Source organism: Pseudomonas sp. NPDC089395 (assembly GCF_044749525.1).
GTDB lineage: Bacteria > Pseudomonadota > Gammaproteobacteria > Pseudomonadales > Pseudomonadaceae > Aquipseudomonas.
On record NZ_JBIVID010000003.1, the window covers coordinates 321,154 to 341,011 of the forward strand.

At 61.2% G+C, this 19,858-nt stretch carries 17 protein-coding genes and 2 pseudogenes; 9 read left to right on the forward strand and 10 right to left on the reverse strand.

Going from position 1 to position 19,858, the window contains the following annotated elements:
* Positions 1-480: 480 nt before the first annotated feature.
* A pseudogene (locus tag ACIPZG_RS09855) lies at positions 481-1,373 on the reverse strand (MFS transporter).
* Between the two features lie 151 nt (positions 1,374-1,524).
* Between ACIPZG_RS09855 and ACIPZG_RS09860 the strand changes: the two are divergent.
* Positions 1,525-2,442, forward strand: a complete 918-nt coding sequence (locus tag ACIPZG_RS09860) for a LysR family transcriptional regulator (protein WP_400712862.1) — start codon at positions 1,525-1,527, stop codon at positions 2,440-2,442.
* 406 nt (positions 2,443-2,848) lie between these two features.
* Here the strand turns inward: ACIPZG_RS09860 and ACIPZG_RS09865 are convergent, their stop codons facing one another.
* Positions 2,849-4,078 (reverse strand): MFS transporter, encoded by a 1,230-nt coding sequence (locus ACIPZG_RS09865; RefSeq protein WP_400712865.1) that lies wholly within the window; start codon positions 4,076-4,078, stop codon positions 2,849-2,851.
* Between the two features lie 272 nt (positions 4,079-4,350).
* Between ACIPZG_RS09865 and ACIPZG_RS09870 the strand changes: the two are divergent.
* Positions 4,351-4,589: pseudogene (locus tag ACIPZG_RS09870) on the forward strand (hypothetical protein); the annotation flags it as partial.
* A gap of 14 nt (positions 4,590-4,603) precedes the next feature.
* Positions 4,604-4,984 (forward strand): YcgJ family protein, encoded by a 381-nt coding sequence (locus tag ACIPZG_RS09875; RefSeq protein ID WP_400712868.1) that lies wholly within the window; start codon positions 4,604-4,606, stop codon positions 4,982-4,984.
* A 193-nt stretch (positions 4,985-5,177) separates the two neighbouring features.
* Here ACIPZG_RS09875 and ACIPZG_RS09880 read toward each other — a convergent pair whose 3' ends face one another.
* The 4 genes from ACIPZG_RS09880 to ACIPZG_RS09895 all read right to left on the reverse strand — a co-directional run bounded on the left by ACIPZG_RS09880 (position 5,178) and on the right by ACIPZG_RS09895 (position 9,364).
* Positions 5,178-6,185 (reverse strand): phosphotransferase enzyme family protein, encoded by a 1,008-nt coding sequence (locus tag ACIPZG_RS09880; RefSeq protein WP_400712871.1) that lies wholly within the window; start codon positions 6,183-6,185, stop codon positions 5,178-5,180.
* The gene (locus tag ACIPZG_RS09885) at positions 6,185-7,477 is read right to left on the reverse strand and encodes an aspartate aminotransferase family protein (RefSeq protein ID WP_400712874.1); all 1,293 of its coding nucleotides are present in this window, start codon (positions 7,475-7,477) and stop codon (positions 6,185-6,187) included. The genes ACIPZG_RS09880 and ACIPZG_RS09885 overlap by 1 nt, the downstream gene beginning before the upstream one ends.
* Positions 7,478-7,493: 16 nt before the next feature.
* Positions 7,494-8,297, reverse strand: a complete 804-nt coding sequence (locus tag ACIPZG_RS09890; RefSeq protein WP_400712877.1) for an SDR family oxidoreductase — start codon at positions 8,295-8,297, stop codon at positions 7,494-7,496.
* A 320-nt stretch (positions 8,298-8,617) separates the two neighbouring features.
* Positions 8,618-9,364: a response regulator transcription factor gene (locus ACIPZG_RS09895; protein ID WP_400712880.1), complete on the reverse strand. Its 747-nt coding sequence runs from the start codon at positions 9,362-9,364 to the stop codon at positions 8,618-8,620.
* 174 nt (positions 9,365-9,538) lie between these two features.
* Here ACIPZG_RS09895 and ACIPZG_RS09900 point away from each other — a divergent pair, with 174 nt between their 5' ends.
* Both ACIPZG_RS09900 and ACIPZG_RS09905 read left to right on the forward strand, forming a co-directional pair.
* Positions 9,539-10,759, forward strand: a complete 1,221-nt coding sequence (locus tag ACIPZG_RS09900) for an MFS transporter (protein WP_400712883.1) — start codon at positions 9,539-9,541, stop codon at positions 10,757-10,759.
* 556 nt (positions 10,760-11,315) lie between these two features.
* Complete coding sequence (locus ACIPZG_RS09905; protein ID WP_400712886.1) at positions 11,316-12,245, forward strand: LysR family transcriptional regulator; 930 nt, start codon at positions 11,316-11,318, stop codon at positions 12,243-12,245.
* Here the strand turns inward: ACIPZG_RS09905 and ACIPZG_RS09910 are convergent.
* The gene (locus tag ACIPZG_RS09910) at positions 12,236-12,679 is read right to left on the reverse strand and encodes a heme-binding protein (protein WP_400712889.1); all 444 of its coding nucleotides are present in this window, start codon (positions 12,677-12,679) and stop codon (positions 12,236-12,238) included. The two genes, ACIPZG_RS09905 and ACIPZG_RS09910, sit on opposite strands and share 10 nt — an antisense overlap.
* A gap of 2 nt (positions 12,680-12,681) precedes the next feature.
* On the reverse strand, positions 12,682-14,025 hold the full coding sequence (locus tag ACIPZG_RS09915) for an amidohydrolase family protein (protein ID WP_400712892.1): 1,344 nt from the start codon (positions 14,023-14,025) through the stop codon (positions 12,682-12,684).
* 260 nt (positions 14,026-14,285) lie between these two features.
* On the opposite strand from ACIPZG_RS09915, the gene ACIPZG_RS09920 reads away from it, so the two are divergent.
* Positions 14,286-14,666 carry a nuclear transport factor 2 family protein gene (locus ACIPZG_RS09920; RefSeq protein WP_400712895.1) on the forward strand — a complete coding sequence of 127 codons (381 nt, stop codon included), beginning with the start codon at positions 14,286-14,288 and terminating at the stop codon, positions 14,664-14,666.
* 73 nt (positions 14,667-14,739) lie between these two features.
* On the opposite strand, the gene ACIPZG_RS09925 is transcribed toward ACIPZG_RS09920, so the two are convergent.
* Together ACIPZG_RS09925 and ACIPZG_RS09930 are read right to left on the reverse strand one after the other, a co-directional pair.
* Positions 14,740-15,897, reverse strand: coding sequence for an alpha/beta hydrolase family protein (locus ACIPZG_RS09925; RefSeq protein WP_400712898.1), 1,158 nt, complete (start codon positions 15,895-15,897; stop codon positions 14,740-14,742).
* Positions 15,898-16,079: 182 nt separating this feature from the next.
* Positions 16,080-17,018: a LysR family transcriptional regulator gene (locus ACIPZG_RS09930; protein WP_027916890.1), complete on the reverse strand. Its 939-nt coding sequence runs from the start codon at positions 17,016-17,018 to the stop codon at positions 16,080-16,082.
* A gap of 275 nt (positions 17,019-17,293) precedes the next feature.
* Between ACIPZG_RS09930 and ACIPZG_RS09935 the strand changes: the two genes are divergently transcribed.
* The 3 genes from ACIPZG_RS09935 (at position 17,294) to ACIPZG_RS09945 (ending at position 19,850) form a co-directional block, all read left to right on the forward strand.
* A complete protein-coding gene (locus ACIPZG_RS09935; RefSeq protein WP_400712901.1) occupies positions 17,294-18,235 on the forward strand; it encodes a VOC family protein in 942 nt (313 codons plus the stop codon).
* A gap of 3 nt (positions 18,236-18,238) precedes the next feature.
* Complete coding sequence (locus tag ACIPZG_RS09940) at positions 18,239-18,586, forward strand: Rieske (2Fe-2S) protein (RefSeq protein ID WP_400712904.1); 348 nt, start codon at positions 18,239-18,241, stop codon at positions 18,584-18,586.
* A gap of 139 nt (positions 18,587-18,725) precedes the next feature.
* Positions 18,726-19,850: an FAD-dependent oxidoreductase gene (locus ACIPZG_RS09945; protein ID WP_400712907.1), complete on the forward strand. Its 1,125-nt coding sequence runs from the start codon at positions 18,726-18,728 to the stop codon at positions 19,848-19,850.
* Positions 19,851-19,858: the final 8 nt, after the last annotated feature.

Here is a 19,858-nt window from a genome sequence, read left to right on the forward strand (position 1 = left end):
GAGCGCGTCGGTGCTGGGTTGGGTGAGCTGAGGCGCGCTTGGCTGGGGTTGTTCGGCGGCCTGCGCCAGTGGTGCGCTGAGTGACAAAGCCAAGAAGGCTGTGCAAAAGCCTGTTTGTGCCGTTCGCATAGTCGTCGTCCTTGCAGTTGAAGGAACAAGGGAGACGAATTAGCGAACTTCGGCGGACGGCACGGCCAACTCCGCACTCAGCATATCGCTCTCCAAGCCGCTTCGAAGTCTAGCCGGTGATACTCTAAGTGGCCTGGTACGACGTAAACATTTAACGCCGACATTGTCACCTCTTGAACGCTAGCAGTGACGTAGGGCAGCTATGGGTCGAAAGCGGTCATCTGCGACCGACTGCTATCGACCCAAAGCTGCCCTTTGCGGAGGGCAACTAACGACCAAGAGCTGCCGGTGATGTAGCGCAGAACAGGCCAACAAGCGCTCCATCTTTTCTGCTGGATCGTAGGTCGCAGCTCATCTCGGAGACGCAGGAAAACCATGATCTTTTGCTGCCCATACAACAACCAGTGTCGCCGCCAGCAGCACCAGCAGTGCAGGCGCGAATGCGGCCACGCCAAAGCAATCCAGCAGGACGCCACCGATTATGCCGCCGCCCGCGATTGCCATGTTCCATGCAGTGACCAGCATTGACTGCGCAACGTCGGCCGCATCGCCAGCAGTCTTAGCAATGGCAGTCTGGAACAGAGTTGCCGCACCGCCAAAGGCCAGGCCCCAGGTGGCCACCGCAATATAAATCACTGTCGGTGCATCAGCAGCTACGCCGAGTGCCATCGCCGCCAGGCCGAACAAGGCCGTACTGGCGAGTGTCAACGTACGCAGATGGCAGTCGATCAGCACGCCCACGATCCAGATTCCCAGCAGGGAGGTGACGCCGAACACCAGCAGCGCGTGCCAACCATCGCAATGGCGATGGCTCTGCCTTTTTGATGTTCGGGCACCATGCGCGCCGCATAGCCGGCCAGCAGCGCCCAAAGCAGTCCGGCCGATACACCCGCCAGGAAGCGTGCAACTATCGTCAGCACATAACTGCTGGAAAACGTGGTCACGGTATTAGCGGCCACGAAGCCCGCGATTGCCGTCAGCAGCAGCGGGCGGCGGCGCACGCCCTGCGTGGCCGCGGTCAAAGGAATCGCCGCTAACAGCGAACCGATGGCATAGATGGTTACGAACTGCCCGGCTAGTGCCTCGGAGACTCCCAAGCCGGCGCTGATCTGAGGTAATAAGCCCGCCGGTAAGGCTTCCGTTAGGATCGTGACGAAGCCGGCCAGCGCTAGGGCCAGCAGTGATGTGACGGGAAGGTGTGCACTTGGGGCGCCACAGCCAAGAGTTGTTGTTGAACGCATCATGGGACTGCCTTTTCGGGTGTCGATTGCGGACTCAATGGCACGGAACCGGCACTAGTGAATGTAGGCAGTCATCTTGTTGTTATTTCTTTTATAAAACCATAATGCTTATATTCAGAACATATCGGACTAATTTTCCTAGATAGGCGCGACGATGGAGTGGCTGAGCGGCATCGCGATTTTCATGCAGGCAGCGGATACCCGCAGTTTCTCCGAGGCTGGGCGCAACCTAGGGATATCATCGTCAGCCGTGGGGAAAAGCGTGTCCCGGCTGGAGGAACGGCTGGGCGTGCGCCTGTTCCATCGAAGTACGCGCAGCATCACGCTGACCGCCGAAGGTAGCCTGTTCGTGGAACGCTGCCGGCGCATTCTCTGTGAAGCCGAGGCGGCCGAGCTTGAGCTGTCCCAAACCCAGCAAGCGCCCAAGGGTCGGCTGCGCATCAGCCTGCCCTTGGTCGGAATGCTGATCATGCCCGCGCTGACGGCCTTCATGCATCGCTATCCAGCTATTGAGCTGGACGTGGATTTCTCCGATCGGCTGGTGGACGTGATTGATGAAGGCTTCGACGTCGTGATGCGTACCGGCGAACCGACCGATTCGCGCCTCATGTCGCGGCCGCTCGGAAGTTACCGCCTGCAATTAGTCGCCTCGCCCGGCTACCTGGCGAGCCAAGGATCGCCCGATGTTCCCGCTGACCTGGCGCACCATGTCTGCTTACAGCATAAGTTCCCCTCCACGGGAAAGTTCGAGGCTTGGCCGTTGGCGCGCGGCGAAGACGCGCCGGAATGGACGCTGCCGGCCTCAATGGTGTGCAACACCACTGGGGCGTTGATGGACGTGGCCATCGCGGGCTTGGGCATCGCGTGCCTACCGGACTTTATGGTGCGACAGGCCATCGAACGGGGCGAGCTGGTTTCGGTGCTGGACGCGCATGTCGAACACCAAGGCACGTTCCGTCTACTGTGGCCGTCCAGCAAGCATCTTGCTCCAAAGCTTCGCGTGTTCATCGACTTTATGGTCGAAACGCTTTTTGCACAAAGGGCCGTGGCGCAGACAAATGCATGGGGCTGACTAGCAGCTGCCCGTCAAAGCGAGCTTGCGTCGTTCCCAAGTTTTCGCTGGCCTACCCCCGTTTCATGGATTTCGACGGGCAGCTTATGGCCGTCATCTGCCTTTCTGGAAGGGCATTGGGCGGATAGCGGACGCCTGTAGCGATCTGGCAATCACTTCAATCAGCCACAGCTCAGTTAATCTCGCCCCTAAGGCCAGCTCTTGACGGCCTAAGCCTGTTCTCAACAGTACCAACGCTGACACCAGCGGCAGCTATGGGTCGAAAGCAGTCAGTCGAGAGTGGCCGCTATCGACCCACAGTAGACCTCTGGATTTTGGGGCCGCTTCGCGGCCCATCGCCGGCAAGCGCGGCTCCCACAGATACAGCGCAAGGCTTGAAGGCAGAGGTGTACCTGTGGGGCAATGGTCAAGCAGTCTGGCTAACCGCAAGGCTATTGCTGACATTACGCCCCAGCACCAGCACCGTAACGAAACCGCAACCCACCAGGGCCGTGGCCAGGCTCAACAGCACCGAGCTGCCCAGTTGGTCGACGATCTGCCCACCGAAGAACGAGCCCAACGCAATGATCACCTGGAACATGGCGACGAACAGTGGCATGCCGCGTTCGACGTCCTTGGGCGCCACGACAAACATCCAGATACTGGCGCAGGCCGGGAAGGCGCCGAAGGCGAAGCCCCAGAGCGCGATCAGCATCGCAGCGCCGGTCATGCCGGTGGCGAAGTAGGGGAACAAGGCGGTGCTGATAGCGATCATCAGTGCGACCAGCATCAGGGTGTGACGCACGCTTCGATTGGCGGCGAAACCGGCGAAGATGTTGCCCACTACCCCGGCCACGCCATACAGCAACAGCAGCGAACCAATGGTCGGCCCATCGAAACCTGCGTTTTGCTTGAAGAAGGGGGCGACATAGGTGTACGCAGCAAAGTGCGCCAGACCAATCAGCAGCACCGCGATCAAACCCACCCGAGCTTGCGGGTTGATGAACAGCGCCGGCAGGTCACTGATGCGAATGGCCTTGTCCGGGTTGAGCCGCGGCAGCAGAAGGACCTGAGCCAGCAGCACCGGCACGCCCACCAGCGCGGTGGCCAGGAAAGTCATGCGCCAGCCCATGAGGCCACTCAGCCAGGTGCCTACGGGCACACCCAGCACGGTGGCCAAGGTCACACCGACCATGATGATTGAAGTGGCCTGGGCGACGCCTACGCCCTTGGGGGCCAGGCGGCCGCTGAGGGCAATGGCGGTAGCCCAGAAGCCGCCGATGCTGACGCCCAGCAGCACGCGCCCGAACAGCAGCAGGTTGAAGTCGCTGGCGTAGGCCACGACCGCGTTGGCGATGATCATGATCAGCGTGAGGCCGATCAGCAGGTAGCGACGGTCCAGGGCGCCAATGCCGACCGACAGCAAAGGGGCGGCGAGGGCAGCCATGATGCCGGGCAGGGTCACCATCAGACCGGCCTGGCCTGCACTGATACCGAGATCGCTGGCGACATCGTTGAGCACGCCCACCGGGAGAAACTCACTGGTCACCAGGGCGAAGGCACCCACGGCGACCGAAAGAATCGCCAGCCACTGCTGTTTGACGCTTTGTTGACGATGTTCGAGGGGGCCGTGAGAGGCCTGGGGAGAGCTTGGCATGGTGCGGGGTTCCAGAGGGGAGTTTCGCCTGAAGCAGGCGGGGGAGCGGGGGGAAAGTGGAAGCCATTATAGGGGGCGGTCTTGGCCACCCGACAGGCAGGGCTTTCGATAGTAATCATCACTGTAATCGATGAAAGGTGCCGGGCAGAGCGGCCGCAACTGGCCGAAAGCTGACTTCGCTGCAGCAGCCCCGGGTTGACCATCCACCGATGCGGCCGGGAGCTGGGCGCTGCCGACTACATCACCCAGCCGATCAGCCCGTCGCTCGTCTTGATCTGGTGGCCGAAAAACTAGACTTGGTCATCCGCCTGGGGAATCTCGCCGATTCGGCATTCAAAAGTCGAAAATTGTCGGATTCGCCAGCGGTTCGCTGCATCGACTACTGCCGGATTATTCGTTACCCCGCCAGTCGATCAGCATCGTGTTTCCGAATGGCGGCCATTTGCCGCACAAGTCTCGGGCATTCATTGATTTTTTGTGCGATAGGCTTGGAGCCTTCTCAAACCCATAAAAGGGGACAACTACATGACTAAATCAAATATTTCATTTGCTCTCGCGCTGCTGCTTACCGTGGGCGTGATGCCCGCACACGCCAGGAACCAGGCTACGATCCAATCGCCTGCGTCGGGTGTGCTCTGCGACCGTTACGTATGCGCCAATGACAAGGGAATTTCCCAAGAGCTGACAGAGAAGTATTTAGGCAAGAAGGCTGCGGCGGGTGAGGTGTTTACGTCCAGCAACGTAGATCTGACCGAATTTACCTTTGCCAACGGGATGTTCTGCGACGTGAAGGAGCGACTCTGTCGTGAAGATCGGTACTACGGCGCGAACGGCCAGAGAAGCGGCGCTGTTTCCAAGAAATACACCACTGCACTGTTTGGCGAGGTAACTGACGCCAAGCGTTAGATCGAAAGCAGTCAGTCGGGAGTGGCTGCTATCGACCCAAAGTGGAAATCTGTAGGTTGGGGCCGCTTCGCGGCCCATCGCCGGCAAGCGCGGCTCCCACAGGTATAACGTGTTCCAGTCAGTGAAGTGCGATCTCTCGCACGCGCTGGTTGCTCAAAGCACCGGCTCCCATTCGAAAGCCGGTGTCCACAGATCAATTGCGCTTCAGATACCTTTCAACCGTGTCGCAGCACATTGCCACCAACCTCGGGGTTAGGTCTTTCGCGGTTTCAGTGCCCTGCCGGGTGTGCACCCAGCCCAGATACGTGAAGCTGCGCACTGCCATGAACAGCGGTAGCCAGGCCAGCTTATCGTCGCCCAGGCTTCGCTGGCGCCGATAACCTTCGATTAGCGCGTCTTGCGCCAATGCGAAGTGCGTGTCGCCCTGGATGAAATAGAGTGCGGTCGCCAGCTCAAATAGGTACCAGCCGAAACCTGCGTCGTCGAAGTCGATGACCTGAACGCGCGCTCCGTCGCTGAGCACGTTTTCCGGTACCAGATCGGCATGAATCAACCCATAGTCTCCAGGGCCTTGACCCAGGTTGCGAAGATCCGATAACGCTCGATCCCTGGCCTCAAGGATCAGTGCACGTTGTTCCGGCGTCAGGCACTCCAGCTCCCAGAACCTGCCCCACATGGGTTGCTCGCCAACGAGCCCATCAAGGTCCCAGGAATGACGTTGGAAGCTCGCGGGGCGGTTCCATTCTTCAGAGTGATTGTGTATCCGAGCCGCGATCTCGCCAATAGTCCGATAGGCGTTCGCGATAGCCTCCGGGTCATCCCCCAATCCCTCTTCGCAGCTTCCGATCTGAGCTCCGGTCACCCATTCCAGGAGATCCACCTGCCAGGGTGAGCCGGGCCCATAAGGGATGGACGCGAACGGCGCTCCAGCACAGGTGGGGACCGCTAGAGGTACCTGCAGTCCAGCCTGGCGCAGCGATTGCGCCCAGGTCAGTTCGGAGTTCAAAGCCCCGTTGCTGTGGTAATCCCGGCGATGGACGCGCAGAGCGAAGCGCTGGCCGCAAACGGTATCCAGGCGGTAGACGGCATTCTCACGGTACTTGATCAGACTGAGCTTTCCGTTCAGCTCCCAGTGCTCAAGCGCTGCATTGGCGATGTCCAACAGCTGCCTTTTTTGCGTGGCAATAGTGTCGTTGTTCATCAGAATCGGCACTCCCTTTTGACACGCGCGAAGGCATCATCCAGCACGTTGAGCAGCAGGTCTGCGTGGTCGCGATTGAAACAGAGCGGAGGGCGCAGCTTGAGAATGTTGTCGTGCATGCCGATCTTGCTGATCAGCACACCGTTTCGTTTCACCTCATTTACCAATGCCCGTGCTTCGGCAGCCGCCGGCGTCTTGCTTTCGAGGTCCTTGACCAGCTCCACGCCGAAGAAGAGCCCGCAACCGCGCACATCCCCGATCAACGCATAGCGCTCAGCCAGTGCCTGCAGGCCTCGCTTCAGGTGGGCCCCGATGTCGCGAGCGTTGTCGACCAGCTTTTCGTTTTCAATGACTTCCAATACCGCGAGACCGGCAGCGCAGGCGACGGGATTGCCTGCGAAGGTGTTGAAATACATCACCTTGTTGCGGAAGGCTTCGCCGAGTTCAGGCCTACAGATGGCACCGGCGATGGGGTGCCCGTTACCCATTGGCTTGCCCAGGGTGACGATATCCGGCACGACACCGGCGTACTCGTGGCCCCACCAGCAGCCGGTGCGACCAAAACCCGCCTGAACCTCGTCGAAGATCAGCACGCCACCGGCGTCGCGTACGAGCCGTGCGACCTGTTCCAAATAACGGGCCGGAACGTGGGGTAGCCCCTCATTGGCGAAAATCGGGCAGATCAGCATGCCGGCGAATCCCACGCCTTCCTGTTCGAACGCTGCAATGGCCGTTCTGACCTGATTGACGTAGTAGGCCGACAGATCGTCCGGCAGGACACCCGTTGGCACGCGGTAGGTGTCAGGGAAGTCGACAGCCCGCACGCCAGGGCCGTTGGGTATGCCGCCGTTGAACATAGTGGCCAATGCATCGACGGCGGTGGTGTTGCCGTGATAGGTCGCATTGGAGCAGATGATGCCTTGCTTGCCGGTGTGGAGTCGCGCCATGCGCAACGCCACTTCGTTGGCCTCGCTGCCGGTACAGGTCAGAAATAGCATCGACAGGCTGGGGTCAAATTTGGCGGTCAGACGCTCACCGTATTCCACCAACGTATCGTGCAGGTAACGCGTATGAACGTTGAGGCTGGCTGCCTGGCGGCAAATCGCCTCAACCACGTGGGGATGACAATGCCCGACATTGGGCACGTTGTTGTAGACATCCAGATAACGTTTTCCGTCGGCCCCATATAGCCAGACGGACTCACCCTTCACGAGATGGAGCGGTTCATCGTAGAACAGCGGTGCCTTCTCGCCTATCAATCGGTTTCGGCGCTCAAGGAGATTTTTCGACATGACGTTCAAGACTCCTTCAGACACTTGCTTTCGCTTCGTAGAACTGTCGCAGCACTACAGGGCTTTCCGGGAGTGTGGAACCGCCGTCGACAATAATCGTCTGCCCTGTTATATAGGAGGCTTCATCAGACGCCAGGAACAGCATGGTATTGGCAATGTCCTCTGGCTCTCCCAGTTCTCCAATTGGAATAAGCGATGCCATTTCCTTCAGCTCTTCCTCATTCGCCAGAACTGACATCGCCTGAGTCTTGATATAACCAGGCTCCACGCCATTGACGGTAATATGCTCTCTGGCCAACTCCAGTGCGGCCGTTTTAATGAATCCGTTCATGCCTCCTTTGGACGCGGCGTAGTGCCCAGTTAGCGGCATGGCAACCGTAGGCCCTGTTACCGAGGACGTCAGGATTATGCGGCCGCGGCCTTGCTTCCTGAAGTGAGGCAGGGAAGCTTGAGACAGCCAGAAAGCTGCTTTCAAATTGATGTTGAGGGTTTTGTCCAGCACATCCTCAGAAAGGTCTTCGATGCTGAACATTGGAAATATGGCGGCATTATGGATAGCGATATCCAAGCGGCCGTAATGCTTGATAGTGGTGGAAACGATACGATCAACTTCATGCTTGCTGCCAACGTCAGCTTGAATGAGCAGGGCATCACCACCCAGTTCCTTGATGAAATCGACAACCGCTGCACCGTTATCTTTGGATCGGGTTGCCACGACGACCTTGATACCTGCTTTCGCAAACACTTTGGCAATACTTTCGCCGATGCCCTGTCCAGCGCCAGTGACAATGGCTACCTTGCCTTCGAGATTACTTAGCATTGTTTGCTCTCCAGGTTGGGTTTGTTCTTACATACTAAGAACGTCACTGGCCCTGGTGCCATCCACCTTAAGGTTGAACCCTGAAATTGGTGTTGAGGACTTGACCAAAGTGCTTGTCGTAGACGGCGAGGAGGTCACCATGACGCCCTCTGCATCAAGCAGAGAGCGCATGCATTTTTTCTCAGCAGGTGAAACACTAGAGCGAAGCGTTCAAGCTGCAAGGCGGCCAGCCCTGCAAGACGACGAGGTAGATTCAGAATCGTGTCTTTCGGCTTACCGCTCGGAGGAGTGGGAGCTATCAAGCGAGGAAGGTAACGGCTCTAGCCAACAGGAGACTCGTGCATGATCCTGTACAGCAGCTCCGTCCTGGAGACGGCCTCTGTCTTTCGGTACAGATTGATCAGATGGGTCTTGACGGTAGCCAATCCCAGCCCGAGTTCGTTCGCAATCGACTTGTTGCTCAGTCCCGATACAACAAGCTCGAGCACGTCGATCTCGCGACGTGTGAGTTGATATCTTTCCTGCAGGGTCTTACGTTCGCCGTATCTTCTAGGCAGGTAGACGCTATTGAGCGCATATTCCATGAATGGTTGCAGCGATCTCAGCGTTGAAATATCGGCCGCCGAGAAATCCGGTTTCTCTTCGGAACGCATGACAGAAAGTACCGCAACGACTTCTCCTTGGCAGCGAAGGAAGACATCGGCTACATAGCGATGGCCAAGTGGCTTCATAAAATCGGTGAAGTAGATACTCTGCCGCAGCCTATTGAACGACATCTGAGAGTCCAGCGTTACCACAGACTCAGGTCTATTGTGAAACCTGCGCGGATTGAGTGGGTCCAGATCGCTGTATTTTTTTCGGTACAGTTTTTCAGCGTCGACATCGAGATTGCTCAGCGCCACCCCTTGATTTCTGATCTCGGGGTCAATTACGTAGAAAATGGAGGAAGTCAGGTCTAGCAGACCATTCACAAGTTTGAGGCTTTCGTGTTGAAACTGAATAGGGAAAGCATCGCTATACCCGAGGTCAGCTGCTTTTTCACCAAGAGGTTGTGTAATTGTTATCATGGTCGTTCCTCTGCGGGACTCATTCTCGCGGGCCAAGCTAACAGATCGATATTGGCATATCCACTTTCCGGTTGATGTTACGGCTTAAGGCAGACGAATAGACTCGGCCAGGGTGGTTGTTCATACAGTCATCACCTGCTCCATATAACAAAATCACCGGGAAGAGGCAGATCTATGTCGCAATTTGATCTAAAAACCCAGAAGAACAGAATTGATATCAATAGCCGATGGTCAATCGTTACCGCGATATTGCTGGGGGTGATTGGGCCAGCCGTGTTTATTGTCCAGCCAGGGTTCGTTCAGGGTTTGGTAGGGTCCTATCATTTCGACGAACAGCAGGTCGGTTACATTGCCTCTGCTGAGATGTGGGGCATTGCGCTAACCACCCTATTCATTACCTTCATTTCCAGGCGATTCAGCTGGCGCCTGCTATTGGTGCTAGGCATCCTGCTTTCCAGCGCCGGGAATCTACTCTCCACGATTACCGGGGATGCCACCTCCTTCGCCATCCTGCGATGCCTGACAGGAGTGGGTTCCGGCGTGCTGATTTCGCTGTCCTTTACGGTTATAGGACTAACGGCCAAGCCAGACCGCAACTTTGGCTGGTTGATCATGTGGGTGCTGATTTACGGCGCGCTCGGATTCCTGGTAATGCCGTCCGCTTATGAGTTGGTCGGCATGAAGGGGGTGCTGGTTTTCTTCGCTCTGTTCAACCTGCTGGCGCTGCCCTTCGTTCGCTTCTTCCCTGTTTCGGGCGAAAATCACGTAATGACCGACGAACGCGCGGTGACTCTACCTTCGCTCTATCGGTCCTTGGCTGTGGTGGCCATGCTGTTCTATTTCGTCGCCCAAGGTGCAGTCTGGGCCTACCTCTTTCTGATCGGAACCTCGAACGGCGTAACTGAGGACAATGTCAGCTACGGGCTGACCCTTTCGCAGTTCTTCGGGATCGTTGGGGCTCTGGCTGCAGCGGCGATAACGTGTCGCTTCGGCCGATTGACTCCACTCGCGCTCGGCTTGCTCGCGAGCATCCTGTCTCTGATGGCACTGATGGGCGACATCGGGCCGTTCACTTACATGATCGCGGTGTGCCTGTTCAATCTCGCCTGGAACAATACCCATCCCTACCTGCTCGCCGCGCTGGCCAGTTTCGACAGATCAGGGCGGACAGTGGAATGTGGCGTGGCTGCGCAAATGATTGGCCTTGCTATCGGACCGGCTATTGCTGCCAACGTGATTGCCGACGACAACTACAGCATCGTGATCTGGCTTGGCATCGCCTTGTTTGCTGCAGCTTTGGTCGCGATCGTAGGCCCAGTGTTGAAGCAGTCCTCTGTACAGCGTGGTCTGGACAATGGTCTGACAGTGGACTGGATCCCTGAACGAGACGTATAGCTGAGGGATATCGGCAAGGTATTCAGGACAGGGTCGCTGCCTTGCCGACCTGCGAAGGTGAGAAGCTACGGCCGCATCCTGCTGTTGACGTTTACAGAGGGCGAGCCAAACAGGAGCCCCCTAGTTGTGCTGTCGCTCACCAACGGCCGCTTGTGGCCGAAAGCGGCCTGTCGTGATCGTCCGCTTTGGGTCGATAGCAGCCATTGGCGATAGCTCCCAGGCAGCGGGATGTTGCTCCCCGTACCCCCCTAACACCGCCAAACACCCCTGAAAAACTGTATATCCATGACATTTCAGAAGGCAGACGAAGGTGGGTCATCTGTGAGCCAAGTTTCGGGAATGGGAAGCGATTGGCAGAGCGCCGGGGAGGGTGCGTTGGCTGGGGGGGAAGGGCCGAAAATCGGTTCCAAAACTGAAACGGCGACCCTCTTGGTATGCGGCCTGTAGCCATGCCGTTTCGTCTTTGTCTTGGAATCGATCAAGTATCGCGCCAGGCGATACCTGCCAGCGCGAAATACGCATTCTTGTCCAGGCGCATTCGCGTATAAGCCTGTTCATGCGCTATCGACGTTTTGACCTTAACCTGCTGGTCGCCCTGGATGTGCTGCTCGAAGAGTGCAGCGTCAGCCGGGCTGCGCAGCGCCTCAACCTCGGCCAGTCAGCGACCAGCGCTGCACTGGGCCGGTTACGCGAGCACTTTCAGGACCCGCTTTTGCTGCCGGTAGGGCGAGGCCTGGAAGCGAGTGCTCTGGCGCGCCAACTGGCACCTAAGGTGCGCGAGCTGCTGAGCCTGACGGGCGAAGTGGTGGAGATGTCGGCGGCATTCGACCCCGCCCGCTGTGACCGGCGCTTCATCCTGGTGGCCTCGGACTATGTGGCGGCCACCCTGGTTCCGGCGGTCAGTCGCACCCTGGCGCGGGTAGCGCCAGGTGTGTCGCTGGTGGTGCGTGACCTGCCGCTGCCGCGTGACGGCGATGTGGTGGCCGAGGCGCTGGACTATCGCCGCAGCGACCTGGTGGTCGTGCCGCAGCCACGCATCAACCCGCGCTACCCCCACGCCTCGCTGCTCCAGGATGAGCTGTGTTGCATCGTCTGCGCAGACACTCCCGGCTACCAACAGGGCCTGAGCCTGGCCGACTACTGTGCGGCCGGGCACGTGGTGCGCGAATTCAGCCATGGCCAGAACCTTTCGCTGGACACCCAGCACCTGCGCGAGATGGGTATCGAAAGGCGACTCGATGTGGCAGTGCAGAGCTTTGCCCTGATGGCTGAATTCGTCGTCGGCACGCCGCGTATCGCCACGCTGTTCCGCCGCCAGGCCGAGGCGCTGGCGCGACGCTACCCCCTGCGCGTGCTGGCGTCGCCCATTGTCTTTCCGGTGGCCTCGCAAGTCCTGCAGTGGCAGCCGCAGCAAGCCTCTGACCCGGCCCTGGCCTGGCTTCGCCAGGTGCTGAAGGGGCAGGCCGAGGTGCTGGATCAGGGCTGATGGTCGCCGGTATCTGCGACCAGCCCGTGGTTTTCGATGGCCAGCAGGGCGCAGCGCTCGTCGTTGTCCGAGTTGTCGCCACTGACGCCGATCGCACCCAGCACACGGCCCTCGGTATCACGTATCAGGATGCCCCCGGGCACGGGAATCACCTCGCCGTCGGTAAGGCTATTGATGGCCGCGAAGAACGCCGGCATCGCTTGGGCGCGGCGAGCCAGTTCGCGGCCACCGAAGCCCATGCCCAGGCAACCACGGGCCTTGCCGGTAGCGATTTGCGGGCGCAGGAAGCTGGCCTGCTCGTCGCGCAGCACCGCCAGTGGATGCCCTGCGCTGTCGAGCACGGCGGCTGCCAACGGGCGCATGCCCAGGGTGCGGGCGTGGCGCAGGGTGGTGGCGGCCAGTTGCGCGGCCAGTTCGAAGTCCAGGGTAGGCATGGTCACAGGCTCCATTTGCCGAGTTCGGCTACGCGGTCGCGGGTGTAGAGGTCGGTCCATTTCAGCGAGTTGAAGTCCGACACCTGTTTGGGGTTGTAGCCGGTGCGTTGCAGGCGCACCGACTCGCCGGCCTTGTACACGGCCAGCAGGCGGCTGCGGTCCTGGAGGATGCGGATGTCGTCCAGGGGCGAGCCGTTCAGCACCAGCAGGTCGGCCTGCTTGCCCGGTTCAAGCGTGCCGAGGGTCTCGCCCTTGGGCATCAGCCGGGCGCCGACGTTGGTGGCGGCGTACAGTGCCTCGGCCGGGGTGAAGCCCAGGCGTCGTACCAGCAATTCGAGTTCGCGGGCATGCCATTCTCCATAGGGTGTGATGGCAAAGCCGCTGTCGCTGCCGCAGGCGAAGGGCACGCCAGCAGCTTTGGCGCGCTTGAGTACCGGTGAGCCCACCTCCAGCGTGCGTGCGCAATAACCGGCGTAGCCGGTGCTGATGGCGGGGTCGTGGGGCTGGCAGAAGTCCACGGTGTTCTGTGGGAAGGTCATGGTCGGGGCCAGCACGCTGCCTGCCTCAAGCAGCGCCTCGATGCAGGCATCGTCCATGTAGAAGGCGTGGAACACCAGGTCTACGCCGGCCTTGGCGGCATACATGACCGCCTCGCGGCCATAGGCGTGGGTGGCGACGCGGCAGCCGAGGCGGTGGGCCTCATCGACCATTTCACGGGTTTCGTCGGCGGTGAAGGCGGCGATGATTTCACCGTTGGGGCGACGGTGAGTGCCGTCCATGGCGATCTTGATCAGGTCCACGCCATCCTTGGCCTGCTTGCGGATCTGCGCGATGGCTTCTGTACGGCTGGTGACCAGCGCGGCGGTGAAGTATTCCGGCGCGCCGACACGGCTGGGGAACCAGTCGTTCAGGCTCTGCCGGTTGGTGATCACGCGGCTGCTGGCGGCGATACGCGGCCCCTCGAACAGGCCGGCATTGACCGTGTTGCGCACGGCGATGCTGAGCTGGCCGCTGTCGCCGGGGCAGACCATCGAGGTCACGCCTGCGGCCAGTACGTGCTGGGCAAAGAACAAGCCGCGCAAGGCGCGAAATTCGTCGCTGGTCCAGATGTCGATGTCCTCTTCGCTCTGGGCATTGCCGAACGCCAGGTGGGTGTGCACATCCACAAGCCCAGGCATGACGAAATGCCCCTGGGTTTCACGGTCACCAGGCCGTGGGCGCGGCGCCTCTGCGGTTGGCCCGACATGGCGGATCACACCGCCTTCGATGATCAGCGTGTGCAACGGGCGGGCCTGCAGGCCCGTGCCATCGAACAAGGTGGAGCAGTGCAGATGAAGGGCGCTCATGGACGAATTCTCCTCGTCTTGTTGTTTGCCGGCAGGCTAGACCGTGAGCGCCGCCGCGCACCAACAGATGCTGTCGATGGCCCGCCATCGATGCCGTCGATACCTGGCCCAGTCTTTGTCCTGCCTGGGCTGCACGCGAGTAGTGGGGTAGACGCAGCGAGTATCGGTAGTGGCGATGCCAGGCATGGCGATTGGCGATTTTTCCTCGGGGCAAGGTGGGGCGAGGATGCGCTCGCCAACCAATCACCGAGGACAATCCCATGAAGGCTATTCACGATCTGTTGCTGGGCCTGGAGGCCGAACGCCAGCGGGCCCTGATACAGGAAGACCATGCCCGGCTCCACACGCTGTTTGACGATGACCTGCTGTACGTGCACACCACCGGGCTGGTACAGGACAAGGCGCAGTACCTGGACTATGCCCGTGACGCTGTGCGCTACCTGGCGGTAGAGCGTGGCGAGTTGACGGTGAGGGTGTTTGCCGACGGCCTGGCGCTGATGAGCGGGGCGCAGTGCAACCTGCTGCAAAAGCGTGGCGGCGGCGAGCCGGTGCGCGCCGAAGGCTTCGCCACGCAGCTGTGGGTGAAACGCGAGGAGGGGTGGCGGATTGCGGCATTCCACGGCACGCGGGCACCGGCCTGATCACGCGGTGACCCGCTAGCAGGTACCCGGTCAGCCTCCGAAGAGGCTGGCCGGGAACTGTCAGCGCGGGAGGTCAGGCGGTATGGCCACCGAGGGTCTCGGCGACCCAGTCGGCGATGTAATGGCCGGCGTTGATGCTGTTGTCGAAACTGGAGTGCTGCACGCCGCCTTCACGGTTGGTGAAGATCTTCAGCTCACGTTTTGGGCTGTTGAGCAGTTGCTCATAGGTGCGATGCGCCCATTTGAGCGGGATCTGCGAGTCTTTCTCGCCGTGGGTGACCAGGAACGGCACGCGAATGCGCTCCAGTACACCGTCCAAATGCACGTTTTCAGCGATACGCATGAAGTCGTCCATGTCCTTCGCCCCCCAGACCCAGCATACGTGTGCCCAGTAGTGTGGCACCGGGAAATTGCCTTCCTTCTCCAGGCGGCGCTTTTGCACATCGCGCCAGTCGTGGTTGGCGCCCCACACCACGCCGCAAGCGAAACGCGGCTCGAAGGCCACCGCGCGCGGGCAGTAATAGCCGCCCAGGGACACACCTTCCAGGCCGATGCGCCCAGGATCGACGTCGGCGCGGGTTTCCAGCCAGTCCACCACGCGGCTAGCCCAGTGCTCGCTGTCGAAGCGTGCGGTCAGGCCGTGCAGGCGTAACGCCTCGCCAGTGCCGGGCTGGTCGATGATCAGCGACGACACGCCGCGCTTGGCCAGCCAGGCGGGCAGGCCGACGCGGTACTTCATCTCCTTGGTCGAATCCAGGCCGTTGACCTGCACCAGCAGCGGTGCTGGGCCGCTGACGCCCTCGGCGCGCACCAGCAAGCCCGAAAGGTGCTTGCCCTCATAAGGGATTTCCACCCGCTCGCAGTTTTCTGCGGACAGGTCGATACCCCGCGCGAAGGTGGCCAGGAAGCGCTGGTACAGGTCTGCGCGACCCGGCGCGCCGTGGGCCTGCAGGCGTTCGCAGGTGAGGTAGTAGGTGGCGGCGCGGTTGTATTTCTCACCCGCGGAGAGGCGTCGGCCAGCCGCTTCGTCTTCCTCGGCCAAGGCGCAGAGTTTGTCGGCCATGTTCGACCAGGTTTCCCTGAAGGCCTGGGTACCGGCAGCGTCTGGCTGCTTGGCGGCTTCCAGCAGTGGTGCGCACATTTCTTCGATTTCGCCCATGCGGGCGCCCATCTCGATGGCCAGGTCCACCGAGAGATTCCAGACGTAGTTGGTGGGAAAGTAACGGAACATTTGTTGTTGTCCTTCTGCGGTCGTTGGGTACGGCGCCCAAAACTGCGGCAGGCACGCAGGGCGCGGTTCGCAAGCAAGGTACGCAGGCAGGGCAGGGCGGGGCCAATCGTGATAAGGGATGCGAGGTATCGTGAAACGCGATGCCCCGGCACCGTTGCGGTGGCCGGGGCGATGGTGGCGTTTCAGGCGGTGGCGCGCAGGGCACCTGGCTGCGTCTCGGCGCGCTGGATGAACTCGCTGATGCGCTCGCGCAGCCAGCGGTGCATGGGGTCACCCTCCATGCTGCGGTGCCAGAGCATGAACTCGCGCATCACCGGGATCTTCACCGGTGGCGGCAGGATGCGCAGGGGCAGGTAGCCGGCGTACAGCTCGGCCAGGCGACGGTGCATGGTGGCGATCCGTGGGGTGCCCACCAGTAACTGAGGCAAGGTGTTGAAGTCGTTGGTGATCACTTCCAGGCGGCGGTTGAAGCCGTACTGGTTCATGAACCAGTCTTCGATACTCAGGTGGCGGTTGCGGCCAAAGCCCACCGAGATGTGCCCCATCTGCATGTACTGCTCCAGGCTCAACTGCTCGCCGACCTCGGGGTTGTCGCGCCAGACCATGCAGACATGATCTTCCTCGAACAGCAGCTGTGCCGGATGGCCGTCGATCAGGTAGCGCTCGGGCACGATCATCATGTCGACCTCGCCGCGCATCAGCAGCTCGGCGCTGCCGTCGCCGGGGCTGATCATTTCGAAGGTGATGTGCGGCGCCTGCTGGTGGATTTTCTGGAGAACCTGGGCGAACAGCACGCTGATCAGGTAGTCCGAGGCCACCAGGCGGAAGTGCCGCTTGCTACTGGCCGGTTCGAACACCGGCTTGGCAGTGATTGACGAACGAATGGTCAGCAGCACCTCGCGCACCGGCTTGGCAAGCTCCAGGGCGTAGGGCGTGGGCTGCATCTTGCGGCCGACCTGCACCAGCAGTTCGTCCTCGAAGAAGGTCCGCAAGCGGCCGAGCACGCCACTGGTGGCCGACTGGGTCATGTGCAGGCGCTCGGCAGCGCGGGTGATGTTCTGCTCATCGAGCAGGATGTCCAGGGCAACCAGCAGGTTCAGATCAAGGTGGTGAAAGCGCATGTGATAGCTCTCGGTTCTTGTAGTTATTTTCGCGATACCTTCCCGCTGGATTACCGATACGTCAATACCTTCCCCTTCTGCAGCCAGCCAACGCCAGGCGCCATGGGCTGGCGCGCAGGTATCGCGATTGCCGATGCCTCGCATCCCGACACGCGATTGGTCACCCCGGCCCACCACCGAGCAACCTGCGCTCCAGTCGAACGGCCGCCATGCCGCCGCGACCCACTACCGGTGACCCTGCCTCGCCGAATAACAATTTCAATGGAGTGGTAGCCATGAACATTCTTGGTCTCGACGCGCTGGTATTCGGCGTCGACGATATACAGGCCTGTGCCGATTGCCTGCGTGACTATGGCCTGAAAGCCGTTCAACTGGACGCCGACGGCGGCCGTTTCGAGGCGCTGGACGGCACCGCGATCATCATCCGCCGCGGCGACGACAGCCGCCTGCCGCCAGCGCTGGGCCCTACGCCGTCGCTGCGTGAAACCATCTACGGCGTGGCCGCCGCGACGGACCTGGAGGCGATCGCTGACGAACTGGGCCGTGACCGCGCGGTGCACCGCGATGCCGGCGGCGCGCTGCATACCGTCGATGACCTGGGTTTCGCCATCGCCTTCCAGGTGACCTGCCGCCGCGCCTTCGAAGCGCCGGCTGACCTCACCAATGCCCCTGGCAGCGCGCCGCAGCGCCCGCTCAACCAGCTGGGCATCGCTCCAGACATGCCGGCCCTGCCACGCACCTTGTCCCACGTGGTGTACTTCGTGCCCGACGCGGCCAAGGGCGAAGCGTTCTATCGCGACCGCCTGGGCTTCGTCACCACCGACAGCTTCATCGGCGTCGGCCCGTTCATGCGCACAGCCGGCATGGACGACCACCACTGCCTGTTCATGATTCAGACGCCACCGCACATGCAGGGCTGCGAGCACTTCACCTTCCACATGGGCAGCGGCACCGAGGTGCTGCTGGCTGGTACGCGCTTCCAGCAGAACGGCTGGACCAGCTTCTGGGGGCCAGGCCGGCATCTGCTGGGCTCCAACTGGTTCTGGTACTTCAACAGCCCGCTCGGTTGCCATATCGAGTACGACGCCGACATGGACAAGCACGATGACGAGTGGGCGGCGCGCCAGGCGCCGATGTCGGCCGACAACTCGCAGCTGTTCCTGTTCGCCTCGCGGGAGAAATGGGCACCGAGCGGCCCACCGCCGAAGCAGGGTTGAAGCATGGGTTGCGTGGCGCTGTGCCGGCTCGATGCGCTGGGCGAAGGCCAGGCGCGCGGCTTCGACCCGCAGGGCAGGGGCGCGGACAGCTTGTTCGCCCTGCGCCACCGGGGCCAGGTCAGGGTCTACCGCAACCTTTGCCCGCACCTGCTGGTGCCGTTGGAGTACCGCAAGGATCGATTTCTGAGTGCCGATGGCCAGTGGGTCGTGTGCTATGCCCACGGCGCGCGCTTCCGGCCCGAGGACGGCGCCTGCGTCCACGGCCCCTGCCGTGGCGAGGCCTTGCAGGTGCTGGTGCACCAGGAGGTGGACGGCTGGTTGCTATTGCCGTTGGCGCAGCTCGAGCGCTGACCTATCGCGCCGCGCGATAGGTCGCATCCCGCGACGCGATTGGTCAACGCCAGGCGCAGCCGGGAAGCTGTGCCCAGGCACAGGAAACGGTCGCCTCGCATGACGGGGCGAACAACAAGAACAAGACGTGAGACATGCCATGAATACTGTGAACAACGTGCTGATCGTGGGTGGCGGGATTGGCGGACTGTGCGCTGCCATCGCCCTGCGCCGCAAGGGCATTGCCGTCGATTTGGTCGAGTTGAAAGCCGAATGGACCGTCTACGGGGTCGGCATCATCCAGCAGAGCAACGTGGTGCGCGAGATGCACCGCCTGGGCCTGCTCGAAGCCTACCTCGATGCGGCCTACGCCTTCGAGGACGTGGCCATCTACACCACCGAAGGGCAGCAGCTGGCGCGCATCCCCGGCCAGCGCTTGGCCGGCCCGCAGTACCCGGCCAACGTCGGTATCTCGCGCCGCGCCCTGCACAAGGTGCTGAGCGAAACGGCCATCGAACTCGGCACGCAGGTGCGCCTGGGCACCTCGGTGGAAAGCTTTGAGCAGGATGCCAGCGGCGTTGACGTCCTGTTCAGCGACAGCAGCCAAGGCCGCTACGGGCTGGTGGTCGGCGCCGATGGCTTGTTCTCGAAGGTGCGCGGCTTGCTGTTCGGCGACCAGTACCAGCCGCGCTTCACCGGCCAGTCGGTGTGGCGCTACAACTTCCCGCGGGCCGCCGGCATCGACCATCTGGCCAACTACCAGGGGCCATCGGGCAACGCTGGCCTGGTGCCGCTGGCCGATGACCTGATGTACCTGTTCACCACCTCGCATGAGCCCGGCAACCCCTGGATGGAGCCCGCCACCCTGGCGCAGGGCCTGCGCCAGCGCCTGGCCGGTTTTGGTGGGCTGATCGGCGAGTTGCGCGAGCTCATCGATGACAGCGCCGAGGTCGTCTACAAGCCGTTGGAGGCGGTGTTCGTTGACGAACCCTGGTACCGCGGCCGCGTGCTGCTGATCGGTGATGCCGCCCATGCCACCACGCCGCACCTGGGGCAGGGCGCCGGCATGGCCATCGAGGATGCCGTGGTCCTGGCCGAGGAACTCACCACCGACGGCAGCCTCGACGTACAGCTGCAGCGCTTCATGGGCCGGCGTTTCGAACGCTGCAAATTCATCAGCGAGATGTCCCTGCTGGCCGGCGAGAAGGAGGTCCAGCGTGACCCGTCCTTCGACCGCATCGGCTTGGTCAAGCAGATGCTGGAGGTTACCGCGCAACCGATCTGATTCTCTGA